This window comes from Flavobacterium sp. HJSW_4 (assembly GCF_042436695.1).
Lineage (GTDB): Bacteria > Bacteroidota > Bacteroidia > Flavobacteriales > Flavobacteriaceae > Flavobacterium.
The window spans coordinates 213,882-229,203 of the sequence record NZ_JBHNPP010000001.1 but is presented as its reverse complement, the minus strand read 5'-3'; the positions used below and the strand labels follow the sequence as shown (position 1 = coordinate 229,203).

The 15,322-nt window shown below is 33.5% G+C and carries 16 protein-coding genes and 2 tRNA genes; 12 read left to right on the top strand and 6 right to left on the bottom strand.

Annotated features, from left to right (window positions below; all coding sequences use genetic code 11):
• On the bottom strand, window positions 1-555 hold the full coding sequence (gene msrB / locus ACE01P_RS01095; RefSeq protein WP_379693121.1) for a peptide-methionine (R)-S-oxide reductase MsrB: 555 nt from the start codon (window positions 553-555) through the stop codon (window positions 1-3).
• A gap of 293 nt (window positions 556-848) precedes the next feature.
• On the opposite strand from msrB, the gene idi reads away from it, so the two are divergent.
• From idi to ACE01P_RS01060, 7 genes are all read left to right on the top strand, one after another.
• Window positions 849-1,376: an isopentenyl-diphosphate Delta-isomerase gene (gene idi / locus ACE01P_RS01090; protein WP_379693119.1), complete on the top strand. Its 528-nt coding sequence runs from the start codon at window positions 849-851 to the stop codon at window positions 1,374-1,376.
• 20 nt (window positions 1,377-1,396) lie between these two features.
• Window positions 1,397-1,807: a 6-carboxytetrahydropterin synthase gene (locus tag ACE01P_RS01085; protein ID WP_066033610.1), complete on the top strand. Its 411-nt coding sequence runs from the start codon at window positions 1,397-1,399 to the stop codon at window positions 1,805-1,807.
• Between the two features lie 3 nt (window positions 1,808-1,810).
• Window positions 1,811-2,269: a peroxiredoxin gene (locus tag ACE01P_RS01080; protein WP_379693116.1), complete on the top strand. Its 459-nt coding sequence runs from the start codon at window positions 1,811-1,813 to the stop codon at window positions 2,267-2,269.
• A 56-nt stretch (window positions 2,270-2,325) separates the two neighbouring features.
• Complete coding sequence (locus tag ACE01P_RS01075) at window positions 2,326-3,294, top strand: type I phosphomannose isomerase catalytic subunit (RefSeq protein ID WP_379693114.1); 969 nt, start codon at window positions 2,326-2,328, stop codon at window positions 3,292-3,294.
• 57 nt (window positions 3,295-3,351) lie between these two features.
• Window positions 3,352-3,618: a hypothetical protein gene (locus ACE01P_RS01070; RefSeq protein WP_111364281.1), complete on the top strand. Its 267-nt coding sequence runs from the start codon at window positions 3,352-3,354 to the stop codon at window positions 3,616-3,618.
• Between the two features lie 76 nt (window positions 3,619-3,694).
• A tRNA-Thr gene (locus ACE01P_RS01065) sits at window positions 3,695-3,768 on the top strand.
• A 101-nt stretch (window positions 3,769-3,869) separates the two neighbouring features.
• Window positions 3,870-3,943: transfer RNA gene (locus ACE01P_RS01060), tRNA-Thr, on the top strand.
• Window positions 3,944-4,102: 159 nt separating this feature from the next.
• Here the strand turns inward: ACE01P_RS01060 and ACE01P_RS01055 are convergent.
• From ACE01P_RS01055 to htpG, 5 genes are all read right to left on the bottom strand, one after another.
• The gene (locus tag ACE01P_RS01055; RefSeq protein WP_379693111.1) at window positions 4,103-5,359 is read right to left on the bottom strand and encodes a hydroxymethylglutaryl-CoA reductase; all 1,257 of its coding nucleotides are present in this window, start codon (window positions 5,357-5,359) and stop codon (window positions 4,103-4,105) included.
• A gap of 228 nt (window positions 5,360-5,587) precedes the next feature.
• On the bottom strand, window positions 5,588-6,310 hold the full coding sequence (locus ACE01P_RS01050; protein ID WP_379693109.1) for a DUF4369 domain-containing protein: 723 nt from the start codon (window positions 6,308-6,310) through the stop codon (window positions 5,588-5,590).
• 132 nt (window positions 6,311-6,442) lie between these two features.
• Entirely contained in the window at window positions 6,443-7,276 is an 834-nt protein-coding gene (locus ACE01P_RS01045; RefSeq protein ID WP_379693106.1) for a hypothetical protein, read from the bottom strand.
• Window positions 7,277-7,606: 330 nt separating this feature from the next.
• Complete coding sequence (locus tag ACE01P_RS01040) at window positions 7,607-8,689, bottom strand: patatin-like phospholipase family protein (RefSeq protein WP_379693104.1); 1,083 nt, start codon at window positions 8,687-8,689, stop codon at window positions 7,607-7,609.
• Between the two features lie 174 nt (window positions 8,690-8,863).
• Complete coding sequence (gene htpG / locus ACE01P_RS01035) at window positions 8,864-10,747, bottom strand: molecular chaperone HtpG (protein ID WP_379693102.1); 1,884 nt, start codon at window positions 10,745-10,747, stop codon at window positions 8,864-8,866.
• A 203-nt stretch (window positions 10,748-10,950) separates the two neighbouring features.
• Here htpG and ACE01P_RS01030 point away from each other — a divergent pair, with 203 nt between their 5' ends.
• The 5 genes from ACE01P_RS01030 (at window position 10,951) to ACE01P_RS01010 (ending at window position 15,300) form a co-directional block, all read left to right on the top strand.
• A complete protein-coding gene (locus ACE01P_RS01030; protein WP_250837368.1) occupies window positions 10,951-11,454 on the top strand; it encodes a lipocalin family protein in 504 nt (167 codons plus the stop codon).
• 18 nt (window positions 11,455-11,472) lie between these two features.
• On the top strand, window positions 11,473-12,168 hold the full coding sequence (locus ACE01P_RS01025; protein ID WP_379693100.1) for an OmpA family protein: 696 nt from the start codon (window positions 11,473-11,475) through the stop codon (window positions 12,166-12,168).
• Window positions 12,169-12,275: 107 nt separating this feature from the next.
• Window positions 12,276-13,226 carry an ABC transporter ATP-binding protein gene (locus tag ACE01P_RS01020; RefSeq protein ID WP_379693098.1) on the top strand — a complete coding sequence of 317 codons (951 nt, stop codon included), beginning with the start codon at window positions 12,276-12,278 and terminating at the stop codon, window positions 13,224-13,226.
• 258 nt (window positions 13,227-13,484) lie between these two features.
• Window positions 13,485-14,492: a 3-oxoacyl-ACP synthase III family protein gene (locus ACE01P_RS01015; protein WP_379693096.1), complete on the top strand. Its 1,008-nt coding sequence runs from the start codon at window positions 13,485-13,487 to the stop codon at window positions 14,490-14,492.
• A 136-nt stretch (window positions 14,493-14,628) separates the two neighbouring features.
• Window positions 14,629-15,300, top strand: a complete 672-nt coding sequence (locus ACE01P_RS01010) for a copper homeostasis protein CutC (protein WP_379693094.1) — start codon at window positions 14,629-14,631, stop codon at window positions 15,298-15,300.
• Window positions 15,301-15,322 lie beyond the last annotated feature (22 nt).

The following is a 15,322-nucleotide window of genomic DNA, read 5'->3' as shown; positions in this document are numbered from 1 at the left end:
TTATTTATGATCAGGAATAAAATCAAGAGCAATCGAATTCATGCAGTAGCGTTTTCCAGTTGGTTCAGGTCCATCATCAAAAATATGGCCTAAATGCCCGCCGCAACGCCCGCAAAGAGTTTCGGTTCTTTCCATTCCAAGAGAATTATCTTCTTTAAAAACAATGCTTTTTTTGTTCTCCTGTTCAAAGAAACTTGGCCATCCGCAGCTACTTGAAAATTTTGCAGTTGATCTAAAAAGCAAGTTGCCACAAGAAGCGCAGTAATACGTTCCTTTTTCGTTAGTATTCCAATATTTTCCTGTAAAAGGTCTTTCGGTATCGGCCTCGCGCATAACCGCGTAAACGTCTGCAGGTAAGACTTTCTTCCATTCGGCATTGCTTACATTTAATTTCGTAGTATCAGTATTTGAATAATAAGGATTTCCGGGCTTACTGATTTTATTTTCCATGACAGTAGTTTTTGCAGATTGTTTTTTTGTGTTTTGTCCGCAGGCCTGTAAAATAAAAAGCGGCAGTAGGAAACAAAGGCTGAAAATTAGATTTTTAGATTTCATAAGTTATAAGATGCATTAATCTGTATTTTAAAGATACGTCGAGATTTAGCTTCAAATTACAGCAGAAGTTATTATTGAGATTTTTTTAAGTGTGTTTTAACTTTTTATTAGTTACGTAAAATGAGACAATGTAGTTTTTATGTCTTAATTTTAACAGCTTTTAATTTTTAGCGTAATTATTGAGTTGTAAATCAAGAAAATAGAAATTCAGTCTGGAGATAAGCTTTTGACAATCTTAATTAGCATTTTTAAGCCATTTCTTTTTTCGTATTTTTGTTTGCTTAATGAGCCTTATGACAGAAGAAAACGTAATACTAGTTAATCAAAACGATGAACAGATTGGCTTAATGCCAAAATTAGAAGCACATGAAAAAGCGCTTTTGCACCGTGCCTTTTCGGTTTTTATTTTGAATAGTAAAAACGAAATTATGCTGCAGCAGCGTGCTCATCATAAATACCATTCTCCTTTGCTTTGGACTAACACTTGTTGCAGTCATCAGAGAGAAGGCGAAACCAATATCGAAGCAGGAAGCCGACGATTGTTTGAAGAAATGGGTTTTAGAGCTGAATTGAAAGAATTGTTTCATTTTATCTATAAAGCGCCTTTTGATAATGGTTTGACAGAGCATGAACTAGATCATGTTATGATTGGTTATTATAATGAGGAACCCAATATAAATCCAGATGAAGTTGAAGACTGGAAATGGATGAGTATTGAAGATGTGAAAGCAGATATTGAAAAACAGCCCGAAATTTATACCGTTTGGTTTAAGATAATTTTTGATGAATTTGATCATTATCTAGAAGACCATAAATTATAGCCAACTAACCAGAAACATAAATGAGAGTAACCATATCAAGAAAAGCACATTTTAATGCTGCACATCGACTGCATCGAAAGGATTGGTCATTTGAAAAAAACGATGCTGTTTTTGGAAAATGCAATAACCCGAACTTTCATGGTCATAATTATGGTTTAACAGTAAGTGTTACAGGAAAGATTGACCCGGAAACTGGTTTTGTTTTAGATGTGAAAGTATTAGCGGATATTATACGAGAAGAAGTAGAAATTCCGTTTGATCACAAAAATCTGAATTTGGATGTTCCAGAATTTGCAGATTTGAATCCGACTGCCGAGAATATCGCGGTTGTGATATGGAATAAAATTAGACAACGAATTCATGCCGACTTTGACTTAGAAGTTGTGCTGAACGAAACGGAACGAAATTTTGTAACTTATAAAGGAGAATAAAAAATGTCATTAAAAATAGGAGATATAGTTCCGAATTTTATTGCGAAAGACAACAATGGAGAACTTTTTGAAAGCCAAAGTGTTTTAGGAAGAAAGCCACTGGTAATTTATTTTTACCCAAAAGATAATACTCCAGGCTGTACAACCGAAGCTTGTACTTTTCGGGATCAATACGAAGATTTTAAAGATTTGGGAGCTGAGGTAATTGGTATTAGCAGCGATAGTGTAAAGTCACATCATAAATTTGCAGCTAAACATAAATTGCCTTTTATTTTGCTTTCGGATCAAGATAAAAGATTAAGAAAACTTTTTGGTGTCCGCAATAGTTTGTTCGGACTTTTGCCAGGACGCGTTACCTACATAATAGATAAGAACGGTTTGGTGATTTCGATATTTGACAGCGCAAATGCTGCCAAACATATACCGAAAGCCTTAGAAATTGTTCAAGAATTAGTATTATAGATTACCAAAATAGTATCAAATAAGAATTAATTAAACAAATATATTAGCCTAAAAACATGAGTCAAAATTTATACCCTTTGCAATTTGAACCGATTTTAAAAGAAAGAATCTGGGGAGGAGAAAAACTGAAAACTATTCTAAACAAACCAATCGTTTCTAAAATTACTGGCGAAAGCTGGGAATTGTCTACTGTTCCAGGAGACGTTAGTGTGGTTGCAAATGGAGTTTTACAAGGAAAATCTTTGATGGATTTAATTGATGAAACACCAGACGCTGTTTTAGGAACTAAAGTTTATGAGCGTTTCGGAAAACAATTTCCGCTACTTTTTAAATACTTAGATGCAAGAGAAGATCTTTCAATTCAAGTTCATCCAAACGATAAATTAGCAAAAGAGCGTCATAATTCTTTCGGAAAGACTGAAATGTGGTACGTTACTCAAGCCGATGCAGATGCTAGAATTATTGTTGGTTTTAAAGAAGATTCTAATAAAGAAGAATATTTAAAACACTTACATGATAATACTTTAGTTTCAATCTTAGACGATGTAAAAGCAAAACCTGGAGATGTTTTCTTTTTAGAAACAGGAACAGTTCATGCTATTGGTGCAGGTTTGGTTGTTGCCGAAATTCAGCAAACTTCTGACATCACGTATAGATTGTACGATTTTGATCGTGTAGATGCGCAAGGAAACAAAAGAGAATTGCACGTAGATCTTGCTTTAGATGCAATTAACTATAATAAAGTAGATACACAGAAAAAATACGATTCTAAAGTTAATACTTCAAATACGATTGTAGACTGTCCTTATTTTACAACGAACTTTCTTCCGTTAGAAAATAAATTAGAAGTTGCTAAAACTGGAGAAACATTTACAGTATATATGTGTATTGAAGGTGATTTTGAAATCGAATATAACGGATTCAAACAAGCTTATAAAAAAGGAGATACCGTTTTGGTTCCAGCTGCAATAAATGCATTTAATTTAAGCGGAAAAGCTTCAATTTTAGAAATATACATTTCTTAGCATTAAATTTAAAGATAATATGTACTTTTGCAAACGCAAATTAAAATAAAAAAGAAAATGGCAAACGTTAAGAATTTAAAGAAAGACATCAACTTCGTATTAGGAGATATTATTGAAGCAGTTTACTTGTTTGAGATGTCAACAACAGGAAATCCGACTCCAGAAACGAATGCTTTGGTCGATGAAGCTATTGCTGCATTTGACACTTTGATTACAAAAGTGAACGCAAAGAACGTTGAAAATAAAAAAGCGCACTTCAAGCAAATTAATGTTGAATTAGAACAAGCTGCTAATCAATTGATTGAAAAAATCAACGCATTATAAGCAAAAAAAAGCGTAAAAAAGTGCAAATTTATTTTGGGAAAACGAAAAACCGCTCTATATTTGCACCCGTAATGACGCCGATGTAGCTCAGCTGGCTAGAGCAGCTGATTTGTAATCAGCAGGTCGTGGGTTCGAGTCCCTCTATCGGCTCAAAACCATCATAGAAATATGGTGGTTTTTTACTAAAAAAATAAAAAGCAAATTTGTTTGTAATATTAAAAAACAATTCTATCTTTGCACCCGAAATAAACGCCGATGTAGCTCAGCTGGCTAGAGCAGCTGATTTGTAATCAGCAGGTCGTGGGTTCGAGTCCCTCTATCGGCTCAAAAACCATCACAGAAATGTGGTGGTTTTTTTATGCGCTAAATTCAAATTCCAAATGTCACCTTTGATAAGGTTGGTTTGATAAGATAAAAATTCCAAATCCCATTTCATTACAGATTGGAATTTGGAATTTAAAAATATTTGAATTTTAGAGTAGTTTTATCTTCCCCATTTTTCATGAGCAGCGGTAAATTGTCCCGAAGACATGGCTGCGAAAATGGAAAGTTCACCGGCTAAACATAATGCAATTGCAATTTCGGCAAATTTCCCGCTTTTGCCTACGCCGTAGCAGTCTAATAGTTCAAGACATTCTCTTTGGGTAGGAAATGATGTTCCTCCGCCAACAGTTCCTACAATCAAGTTAGGCATTGTAATGGCAAAATAAATATCTTGCTCTTCTGTAATTTCCATTCTGGTAAATGAAAGAGCAGCTTCACCCGTACAAGCGACATCTTGTCCGCAGGCAATAAACAAAGCAGCAAGCGCATTGGAAGGATGCATTCCGCTACCTACCACGCCGGCTTTTTGGGCTCCAGTAACACATGTTTTCCATTGTTCGTGTAATAATGCAGGAGTGGTTTTTAAAACGGATTTAACAACCTCGTTTTTTATTACGATTTCTGCGGTAATTTTTTTTCCACGAACTCGAGTGTTTAAAGGGCTTATTTTCTTGTCTCCCGAAAAATTACCTTCAATAGTCCAGAATACAGGTTTTATTGGGCAATTTTCAATAATATATTGGCATATTCTATCGGAGCAAATTGTTACCATATTTTGACCAGATGCATCACCAGTAGAAAATTCAAATTTTAAGATCAGAATGTTTCCTTCGATATTGATTCCGATATCATTTAAAATAGCATAATTGCTACTTTGTTTGGTTAATATTGAAAAGGTTTCGGTGTGGTCTAAAACCCAAGAGACAAATTTGCCTAATTCAATAACAGTCTTAAACTTGAAAGTTGGAGTTCTTTGTACGCCTTCCTGTAGGGTGATTACGGTTATTGGTCCAGATTCTCTACAGGCTTTTGCACCTCTGTTGTAAGATGCGAGTAATGCGCCTTCAGTCGTGGCAAGCGGAACGTAGAAAGGGCCTTGGGCAACGCTTCCGTTTATTACCAATGGACCAATTATTCCGGTGGGAATCTGGCTCATTCCAATGTAATTTTCGATATTACCTTTAAGGCTTTCATTATTGGTGAAAACTTTTTCACCTGAAAGAAAATCTAGATCTAAATTTAATTGACTACGAATGAAATTCAGACGTAATTTTTGACCATTTAAAGTGTAAGGGTCTTGATCGGGAATTTTTTCTGCTTGAGAATGATTTGGATTATAAGATTCTAATTTGTGAAAAACTGACGAATCTATGTAATCATACTTAGGTCGACTAATGTTGCTGGTTAAATTTTCCATAAATGTAGTTTTTTAATTTGAAGCGAAGTTATTACAAATTAAAAATGTATTTATGTAAATTCTGACAATTTAACTTTTAATTATTTGATTTTCAATTATTTATGATGATAAAAATTGATATCGAAAAAAATGGCATAAAAAAATCCTGTTCTTTTAAAAACAGGATTTTTGAAACGTTGAAAAAATATATTTTAACTACTGTAACTTGTTGGTTTTTATATATTTATGTTATTTTGGTTGCTCGCTTTTTTTAATTTCAGCTACATATTTTGTTAGTTTCTTTCCGTAAAGCGATTGTGCTACTTTTGGAGTCATCGATTTTTGAATAGTATCAAGAAACTTTAAGTTGATGTCGTAAATCTCTGCTAAAGCAATATAAGGTGCTACTTCGTGATCTTTATTATTGATTGCAAAATTTGTCGCGTATAAATATTTTCTTTTGATGTTTGACTGTTGTTTTGCATCAATGCTATCAACTGCTTTTTGATCTTGTCTTTTTAAAGCTTTAAATTTTGATTCTACCATAGAAAGATTTTCATCTCTAAAACGAACATTTATTTTTTGGTACTCCTCGTATAATTCTTGGTTTTTAGATCCTGTAATTTTTGCGCCAGCGATGAAGTTATCTAAGTTCGTTTCGATATTCATATTTCCTGGTTCAGCAAAAAACAAAAGATTGTTGTCTAAAGAATTTGTTACACCGCGATCTAAAAATAAGTAAAGCATTTCTGGAGACTCTAATTTAATGTCTCTTTCAAAAGTTGAATTTCCGTCGATTTTAATGCTGTCGATAGCAACAAGAGAAGTATCAACAACTCTTTGGATATATAAAGTTCCGGTTTTTAAACCTTTAATGTTTCCTGTGATGTGCAAATTATCAGCAGCCGATTCTTTTTTGCTGCAAGATGCTAATACGGCAAGAGTAACAAAAGCAATTAATGTTTTTTTCATTGGTTTTTGAGATTTTGGTGCAAAATAAAGAAAATAGTTTAAATGTAAAGAGGCAGGCGTTTTATTTTTATAAAAAAATAAATCCCAATCTATTTCTAAATTGGGATTTTTAAAGTAGTGCAGCAAAAGGTCTTACATTGACAAATTGAATGAAGTGCCATTTTCGTGTGTATACGTGTAAAGCGCGTCGCAATCATTGTTTCCGTAATCAATAACGCCGTTTAAAATACCTCCTTGAACTTTTAATTGTCCTTTTGAAATAAATAGACAAGAATATTTCTTAATCAACGATTCTTTTACGGTCAAAGTAAGCGTTACTCCGTTTGATGAGGTTACTGTATGCGTGCCATCTGTAATTTCGTAAATGTTATCAGATAAAACTAAAGGCGTATCTACACCAGCAGTTTGTTTTGTTGAGTAAATTCCAGAATTTGTATAAACTGCTCCTTGTAAATCTGTCAATTTACCATTGGTAATTTTTCTAGTCCATTGCGGAACAGCTGCAACAGTTGTGGTGTTAGTGTATTCAATAGTTCCTTCTAATTTGATGTTGTTTATTGAATAATTAATTCTTTCAATTGTCATTTTACTTCCAGGTGTAGCAACTGGTCCAGAAAGAGTTATTTTTAATTGTCCTTTTCTTGTTAGTTTGTTTGCATCTTCGCATCCTGTAGTTCCGAAATCTGCCAAAAAGACTTTAGGATAATCTTCTCCATTTGGTTTTGTAACAGTAATTGTTGCGCAAATTCCAGGAGCTGTTTCGGCAGTTTTTCCAGTAGTTGAGGTGCTCGTGCTGATTAAAATACTCGTGTTTATATCCATTTCGGTTGAAGTGTCAGCGGCAATTGATGCGCCAATGCTTGATAGGTCTGTAGAAGCGGTTTTTTCGTTATTGTCGCTTGAACAAGAAATGTATAGAAGTGCTGTAGCACAAATACTTGTAAGTAAAATAGCTGTTTTTTTCATAGTGGTTTTTGTTTTGGATTAGATTAATAAGGCGGTCAAATGTAATAAAAAAACGAATTGCAAATAAAAAATCCTGTAATGGTTAATTTACAGGATTTTATAACGATTTTTTGAAGAAAAAATTATGGCTAATAATGCTGAATGATTTAAACTGATTTGTAATAATTGCTTTTGGCTTTTCTTATCTTTTTGTAGTCTTCCCAATTAAAGCGATTTAGAAAATCGGCTGCATTTTGAGCGCCTCTTATAAAAAGATCGATTTTTGCATCATCAGTTAGATTGAAGTTGAGCCAATTGTGACTTCCGGTATCAATATATCCGATTAAGTTTTTAAAGTCTGGATTTTTTTTGGAGAAACTCAGAATCGTAGCCGTATCGAGCTGTGTCAAAAAGAGAGCCTATTAAGTTGGAGAATTTTTCATTTTTATTGATTTCGTTTTTATCATAACCCAATTTGATACCGAAGGTTGGAGAAGCGGGAACATTCATATTTTCGTGAAAAATGTCTATCGGAAAATTGGAAATTATGCCGCCATCCATAAACATAACTTCTGAAGGAACTGATGTTCTAAGGCAAGTTGCATCATTCCATTTGTTCCAAGCTTCAATTCCGCTTGGGATATTTTTGATTTTAAAAGGGGTAAAAAACAACGGAATCGACATCGAAGCGCGAACAAAATCGGCTGGATTTTGAACATCTGGATTAGAGTAAAATAAATCAATCATTTTTGGGAAAATAATTTTGCTTTCTGTAGTGATATCTGCAGTTATAATTGCCATTTGACTCCAATGGTCTACTCGTGTATATTCTTCTTTATCTCCGTGATTTGGCTCATTTATTCGGTATAATTTATTTTTATCTGAAATTCCTTTTTCTCTCAAAGCTTTCAAATCGGCATAATTTTTTATTCCTTTTTGCGAAAGAAGATTGGTCATCCATTGATGAAAATTGTTTCCGGGATTCAGTCCTAAATCGTCTTTAAAATTGTCTACGACCTGACAGCCTTTCATTATTAATTTCAAATTTCCAGAATCGCTTAATAAAGCATCAATAAAATCTCGAGCATCATGATCTCCGTCTACAAAATCATATAAGTTTTTGTTGCACAAGCAATCTAAAATCCATTCTGATTTTTCTACATCGCATGTTCCTGCAGCCGCCATCAGCATTGTGTTAATACTTCCTGCTGAAGTTCCAGCCAGACTTAAAAATCGAATTCCCATTTTTTCTAAAACATACACATATCCCACCAATGCAATTCCGAGCACGCCGCCGCCTTCCTGTACAAGGTCGACATATTGGCAATTATTATTGTCTATAATATCTGAGAATTTTTTGCCTTTAATCTGTTCTTTTAAATCCTTTATAATTGCTAGAATTTCTCCATTTTCTGTAAACTTTCTTTTATCCATGATTTCTAGAATTTAGGTTTTGGTTTTTGAATTAATTATTTGAAAATCAAAATTATACAATCTTGTTTTTTGAGAAAAGGGGAGAATGACCCTTTTTTACAGGGTAGTTTTAGAGCAAAAAAAAATCCTGCAAAATTTAATTTGCAGGATTTTGGAAATAGTATTTTCGAATGATTATTTAATCATTTCAAAGCTTCTTTTAACGAAGGCAGTAAGCGCTTCACCTTTTAAAAGGTTTTGAGATAATTTAGCTAAATCTAAAGCTTGTTTAACTAAATGTTCTTGGTGCGTTTTGTCTTCTGTATTTAAAATACTTGAAGCTAGATCAGAATTTGTATTTACAATCAAGTTGTACATTTCTGGCATATTACCCATTCCGAACATTCCGCCTCCACCAGTTTGGCTCATTTCTTTCATTCTACGCATAAATTCTGGCTGCGTGATAATGAATGGAGCAGCTTGAGAATCCATAGCTTCCAATTGAACGCTGTATGCTTTTGGAATATAAGCTTCTAAAGAAGTTTTTAAAGTTGCTTTTTCATCATCAGATAATTTAGAAATAGCATTTTCTTCTTTTTTAATTAAGTTGTCAATATGATCAGAGTCAACACGTACAAAAGTTAATCCGCTGTTATCGTTTTCAATCTTTTGGATTAAGTGCGAAATAATCGGAGAATCTAAAAGCAATACTTCGTAACCTTTCTCTTTTGCTGCTTCAATATATGAGTGCTGAGCATCTTTATTTCCAGCGTAAAGAACCACTAATTTACCATCTTTGTCAGTTTGGTTTTCTTTTAGTTTTTCTTTTAATTCTTCTAAAGTAAAGTAAGTGTCATCTACAGTTGGATACAAAACAAATGCACCTGCTTTTTCGTAGAATTTATCTTCAGAAAGCATTCCGTATTCTAAAACGATTTTAATGTCGTTCCATTTTGCTTCAAAATCAGCACGGTTTTCGTTGAATAAAGCTTTTAATTTATCTGCTACTTTACGAGTAATGTAGTTTGAAATTTTCTTAACAGCTCCGTCAGCCTGTAAACCAGAACGAGAAACGTTCAACGGAATATCTGGAGAATCGATTACACCTTTCAACATTGTCAAGAATTCAGGAACAATTCCTTCTACGTTGTCAGTAACGTAAACTTGGTTTTGGTACAACTGAATTTTATCTTTCTGGATTTGCATGTCTGAACCCAATTTCGGGAAATACAAAATACCAGTTAAGTTAAACGGATAATCTACATTTAAATGAATGTTGAATAACGGCTCTTCAAATTGCATTGGATACAATTCTCTGTAGAAGTTTTTGTAATCTTCGTCAGATAATTCAGAAGGCTGTTTTGTCCAAGCTGGATTTGGGTTGTTAATGATGTTGTCAGTTTCAACTGTTTCATTAACGTAATCTTCTGGAGCATCTTCTGGTTTTGGAAGTGTTTCAGTTCTAGTTCCGAATTTAATCGGAATAGGCATGAATTTGTTGTATTTGTTTAGTAAACCAGAGATTTTAGAATCGTCTAAGAACTCCAAAGAATCTTCAGCGATGTGCAGAATGATTTCAGTTCCGCGTGAAGTTTTGTCAGCTGGCTCTAAAGTAAATTCAGGACTTCCGTCACACGTCCAATGTGCCGCTGGCTCATCTTTGTATGATTTTGTAATGATTTCTACTTTTTCTGCAACCATAAAAGCAGAGTAAAAACCAAGACCAAAATGTCCGATAATTCCAGAATCTTTAGCAGAATCTTTGTATTTGTCTAAGAATTCCTCAGCACCCGAAAAAGCTACCTGATTGATGTATTTTTCTACTTCATCAGCAGTCATACCTAAACCTTGATCGATAATGTGGATTTTTTTGCCTTCTTTATCCACTTTAACCTCAATAATTGGGTTTCCGTATTCTACTTTAGCTTCACCAATGCTAATAAGATGTTTTAATTTTAAAGTAGCATCAGTACCGTTAGAAACAAGCTCGCGCAAGAAAATTTCGTGGTCGCTGTACAAGAACTTTTTAATTAAGGGAAAAATGTTTTCTACTGAAACATTAATTTTACCTGTTGCCATATTTTTTAATTTTTGATTTAATGTGATGATTTTCATTTATTCAAATAGAATACCAATTGTTTTTTGGGTGACAAAATGTCGGAAATGTTAATTTTGAAAGAAAATAAATAGATTGTAAAACGAAAAATATCTCAACGAATCGTATATTTGTGGTACAATAATTGTTAAAAAGGCAAGTTATTAATCTAAAAAAATTGTACAAAATGAAGAAGAGTATTTTTATATGCTTGATTGCCGCTATGTTTTTTGCATGCAAATCAGCTTCGTCAACAGCTTCATCTTCTGAAGCAACTACGCTTTCAACAAAACTTGACAAATCGACTCAAGTGGCGTTAAAAGGAAATTGGGTTCTTACCAATGTTTCTTACCCAGGTTCAGATTACATTAAAGTAAATTCATTTGATCTTGCAGATTCAAAATGTTTTATTGGAAGTACTTGGAGCTTTATTTCAAACAATAACAAAGGAACAATGGCTTTAACTTCTCCAAGTTGTACTGGATTTTCTTCGCCAATTGTATGGAGTATCAACAATCAAGGTTTATTTGTATTGAAAATTCTTAATGCAGGTGAAAAAGCGAAGAAAGTAAGAGATGGTTATTTGCTTAAAGTTGCAGGTGTAACTGAAAGTTCATTTCAGTTAATTGATAACATCAATGTTGGGGGACAGGTAAAAGATGTGGTTTATCAATTCCAAAGAGCTAATTAATATTTAAAGATATAGAAAATGAGAAAGATAAAAGTTTTAGGTTTAAGCAGTTTAATGGTTATAGCTAGTTTTTTTACAAGCTGTGATTCAGTAAAAAATGCAAATAATACACAAAAAGGAGCCGGAATTGGAGCAGTTGCAGGTGGTGTAATTGGAGCAGTATTAGGAAATAATTTAGGTAAAGGCGGAAACGCTGCTTTAGGAGCTGCAATTGGAGCTGCTGTAGGTGGTGGAACAGGAGCTTTGATCGGAAATAAAATGGATAAACAAGCTCGTGAAATCGATCAGGCTTTACCAGGTGCTTCTGTTGAAAGAGTTGGAGAAGGAATTCACTTAACTTTAAACGAGAACTCTGTTCGTTTCGATACAAATAAATCTACATTAACTACTCAAGCAAAAGCTAATTTAGATAAATTGATTCCTGTATTTACAGAATACGGAGATACAGATATTCAAATCTTTGGTTACACAGATAATACTGGAAAACCAGAATACAACTTAACGCTTTCAGGACAAAGAGCTGCATCTGTGCAAGCTTATTTAGTAGCTAAAGGATTAAAATCAAGCCGTTTCAAAACTTCAGGTTTAGGAATTGCTGATCCAATTGCAACAAATGATACTCCAGAAGGAAGAGCTCAAAACCGTCGTGTTGAATTCTCAATTACAGCAAACGACAAAATGGTAAATGATGCTAAAGCAGAAGCTGGAAAATAGTTTCTAATAAAATAAATCATCAAAAAAGCTGTTTCAAATAATTGAAGCAGCTTTTTTTTGACTTTAGAAATTAAACATTGTAAATTTGACGACTCATATTACAACTCATGCTCGACATTCAAAATATATCTTTTTCGTATACCGAAAATCCCGTTATAAAAAACATCTCTTTTTCTATTGAAAAAGGTCAGAACATTGCCATTATAGGTGAGAGTGGCTGCGGAAAAAGTACGCTTCTCAAGCTCATATACGGATTATATGATCTAGACGAGGGACAAATTTTTTATGGAGACAAACCAGTTTTGGGGCCAAAATTTAATTTGATTCCCGGAATGCCTTATATGAAATATTTGGCACAGGATTTTGATTTGTCTCCCTATGAAACAGTTGCTGAAAACGTAGGTAAGTTTCTATCCAATGGTTTTGCAAACATGAAAAAACTTCGTGTTCAAGAATTGCTGGAGATGGTAGAAATGGATCAGTTTGCTAATGTAAAAACAAAATTCTTGAGTGGAGGACAGCAGCAGAGAGTCGCTTTGGTGCGAGTTTTGGCTTTAGAACCAGAAGTGATTTTGTTAGACGAACCATTCAGTCAGATTGATGCTTTTAGAAAAAATGCATTGCGCCGTAATTTATTTCGTTATTTAAAACAAAAAGGAATTACCTGCATTATTGCAACGCACGATAGTACAGATGCTTTGTCTTTTGCAGATCAGGCAATTGTGATGAGAAATGGAGAAGTAATGGTAAAAGATGAGCCTTCAAAAATATACGAAGACCCAAAAGTTAAATATGTGGCTTCTTTGTTTGGTGAAGTAAATGAAATTCCGACACATTTATTATTGCCTTATACTGATGAAACTCATAAAACATTAGTCTATCCGCATCAGTTTAAAATGGTTTCAGAATCAAAACTAATGGTAAAAATTAGAAGAACTTATTTTAGAGGAAGTCATTACTTAGTTGAGACAGTTTACAAAAGGCAGTTGATTTTCTTTGAAAGCGAAATAGATTTACCGCTCGAACAAGAAGTTTTTCTGGCATTGAATTACTTATAATATAGAACCCGATGATTAAAAAAAGATTGTCGGGTTTTCTTTTTTCAATAAAATTAAAATTTATCCTATAATAAGCTTTTAGATTTTTAGCAGGAAATAGTGCGTATTGTTGATTTTTTAGAATATAAAATTGCGCAAAGTAATGTATAATTAAAATATATTAAATTGCTAATAACGAAAAAAATAGTATTTTGTATACGTATATTTTAAAGTATGCGTAAATTTGCAATCCAATTTTTTAATAAATAATAATAGATTATGTATCATTCAAAAATAGCTGGTTTAGGATATTATGTTCCTTCTAATGTGGTGACTAACGATGATTTGTCTAAGATAATGGATACCAATGATGAATGGATTCAAGAAAGAACCGGAATTCAGGAAAGAAGACACATTATCCGTGGAGAAGACACTACGACTTCAATGGGAGTGAAAGCAGCTAAAATTGCAATCGAGCGTTCTGGCGTTGCCAAAGAAGATATTGACTTTGTAGTTTTTGCTACATTAAGTCCAGATTATTATTTTCCAGGACCAGGAGTTTTGGTTCAAAGAGATTTAGGTTTAAGAACAGTTGGAGCATTAGACGTTAGAAATCAATGTTCTGGTTTTGTTTATGCAATTTCTGTTGCAGATCAATATATTAAAACCGGAATGTATAAAAATATTTTGGTAATTGGTTCTGAGGTTCACTCTACAGGATTAGACATGACAACTCGCGGACGCGGAGTTTCTGTAATTTTCGGAGATGGAGCAGGAGCGGCGGTTTTAAGCCGTGAAGAAGATGTGACAAAAGGAATTTTATCTACGCATTTACATTCTGAAGGACAGCACGCTGAAGAATTAGCATTGCAAGCACCAGGAATGGGAGCGCGTTGGGTAACCGATATTCTTGCTGATAATGATCCTAATGATGAAAGTTATTATCCTTACATGAACGGACAATTTGTATTTAAAAATGCTGTAGTTCGTTTTGCTGAAGTGATCAATGAAGGGTTAGAGGCAAATGGTTTACAAGTTTCAGATATCGATATGTTGATTCCGCATCAAGCAAACTTGAGAATTTCGCAATTCATCCAAAATAAATTCAAATTAACAGACGATCAAGTTCATAATAATATTCAGAAATACGGAAATACAACGGCAGCGTCTATTCCGATTGCTTTAACTGAAGCTTGGGAACAAGGAAAAATCAAATCTGGAGATACTGTAGTTTTGGCAGCCTTCGGTAGTGGGTTTACTTGGGCAAGTGCTATTATTAAATGGTAAAATAATCATCTTACATTATATTTTTTTTAAACCTGTTTCTTAATTGGAGCAGGTTTTTTATATTTTAGTGTTGAAAATAAATTGCATAATTTTTGTTGTTCTTTGCAATGACAAACCAGAAGAAATTATTCTATAAATGAAAAAAAATCAACTAGAAATAGCTTGTTTTAATTATGAATCGGCATTGATTGCTCAGGCAAATGGTGCGGACAGAATTGAACTTTGTGAAAACATGAAATTAGGAGGAACTACTCCAAACTCAATTTTGGTGGTAAAAGTTCGTGAAAACCTAAATATAAAAATGCATGTCATTATTAGGCCTCGAGGCGGTGATTTTGTTTATTCTGATGAAGAGCTCACAGAAATGAAACAAGACATTAAGCAATATAAAAAGCTAGGTGTAGACGGTTTTGTTTTTGGAATTTTAAAGGAAAACGGAAAAATAAATAAGAAACAAAATAAAGAATTGGTGCATTTGGCACATCCTCTTTCGTGTACTTTTCATCGTGCTTTTGATGTGGTTAAAAACCCAGAAAAATCGCTTGAATCTGTTATTGACTGTGGTTTCAAAACAATTTTGACTTCTGGTCAAGGTGTAAATGTTGAAGAAGGAATTCAAGCTTTAGAAAGGCTTCAAGAGCTAGCTGGAGATAGAATTGAAATTATGCCTGGTGGTGGTTTAAGATCTTCAAATATCAAATTGCTTCAGGAAAAGTTAGATTTGACTTTTTATCATTCGTCAGCAATTACAGATGATTCTGAAACTGCAAATCCAGAAGAAATAAAGGAATTACGTAATTTTTTATAGTGCTTAATAAAACAAAAAAAGT

Excerpts from the sequence above, each read along its gene's own strand:
- msrB (WP_379693121.1), bottom strand. The coding sequence starts at position 555 with ATGAAATCTAAAAATCTAATTTTCAGCCTTTGTTTCCTACTGCCGCTT.
- idi (WP_379693119.1), top strand. The coding sequence starts at position 849 with ATGACAGAAGAAAACGTAATACTAGTTAATCAAAACGATGAACAGATT.
- ACE01P_RS01085 (WP_066033610.1), top strand. The coding sequence starts at position 1,397 with ATGAGAGTAACCATATCAAGAAAAGCACATTTTAATGCTGCACATCGA.
- ACE01P_RS01080 (WP_379693116.1), top strand. The coding sequence starts at position 1,811 with ATGTCATTAAAAATAGGAGATATAGTTCCGAATTTTATTGCGAAAGAC.
- ACE01P_RS01075 (WP_379693114.1), top strand. The coding sequence starts at position 2,326 with ATGAGTCAAAATTTATACCCTTTGCAATTTGAACCGATTTTAAAAGAA.
- ACE01P_RS01070 (WP_111364281.1), top strand. The coding sequence starts at position 3,352 with ATGGCAAACGTTAAGAATTTAAAGAAAGACATCAACTTCGTATTAGGA.
- ACE01P_RS01055 (WP_379693111.1), bottom strand. The coding sequence starts at position 5,359 with ATGGAAAATTTAACCAGCAACATTAGTCGACCTAAGTATGATTACATA.
- ACE01P_RS01050 (WP_379693109.1), bottom strand. The coding sequence starts at position 6,310 with ATGAAAAAAACATTAATTGCTTTTGTTACTCTTGCCGTATTAGCATCT.
- ACE01P_RS01045 (WP_379693106.1), bottom strand. The coding sequence starts at position 7,276 with ATGAAAAAAACAGCTATTTTACTTACAAGTATTTGTGCTACAGCACTT.
- ACE01P_RS01040 (WP_379693104.1), bottom strand. The coding sequence starts at position 8,689 with ATGGATAAAAGAAAGTTTACAGAAAATGGAGAAATTCTAGCAATTATA.
- htpG (WP_379693102.1), bottom strand. The coding sequence starts at position 10,747 with ATGGCAACAGGTAAAATTAATGTTTCAGTAGAAAACATTTTTCCCTTA.
- ACE01P_RS01030 (WP_250837368.1), top strand. The coding sequence starts at position 10,951 with ATGAAGAAGAGTATTTTTATATGCTTGATTGCCGCTATGTTTTTTGCA.
- ACE01P_RS01025 (WP_379693100.1), top strand. The coding sequence starts at position 11,473 with ATGAGAAAGATAAAAGTTTTAGGTTTAAGCAGTTTAATGGTTATAGCT.
- ACE01P_RS01020 (WP_379693098.1), top strand. The coding sequence starts at position 12,276 with ATGCTCGACATTCAAAATATATCTTTTTCGTATACCGAAAATCCCGTT.
- ACE01P_RS01015 (WP_379693096.1), top strand. The coding sequence starts at position 13,485 with ATGTATCATTCAAAAATAGCTGGTTTAGGATATTATGTTCCTTCTAAT.
- ACE01P_RS01010 (WP_379693094.1), top strand. The coding sequence starts at position 14,629 with ATGAAAAAAAATCAACTAGAAATAGCTTGTTTTAATTATGAATCGGCA.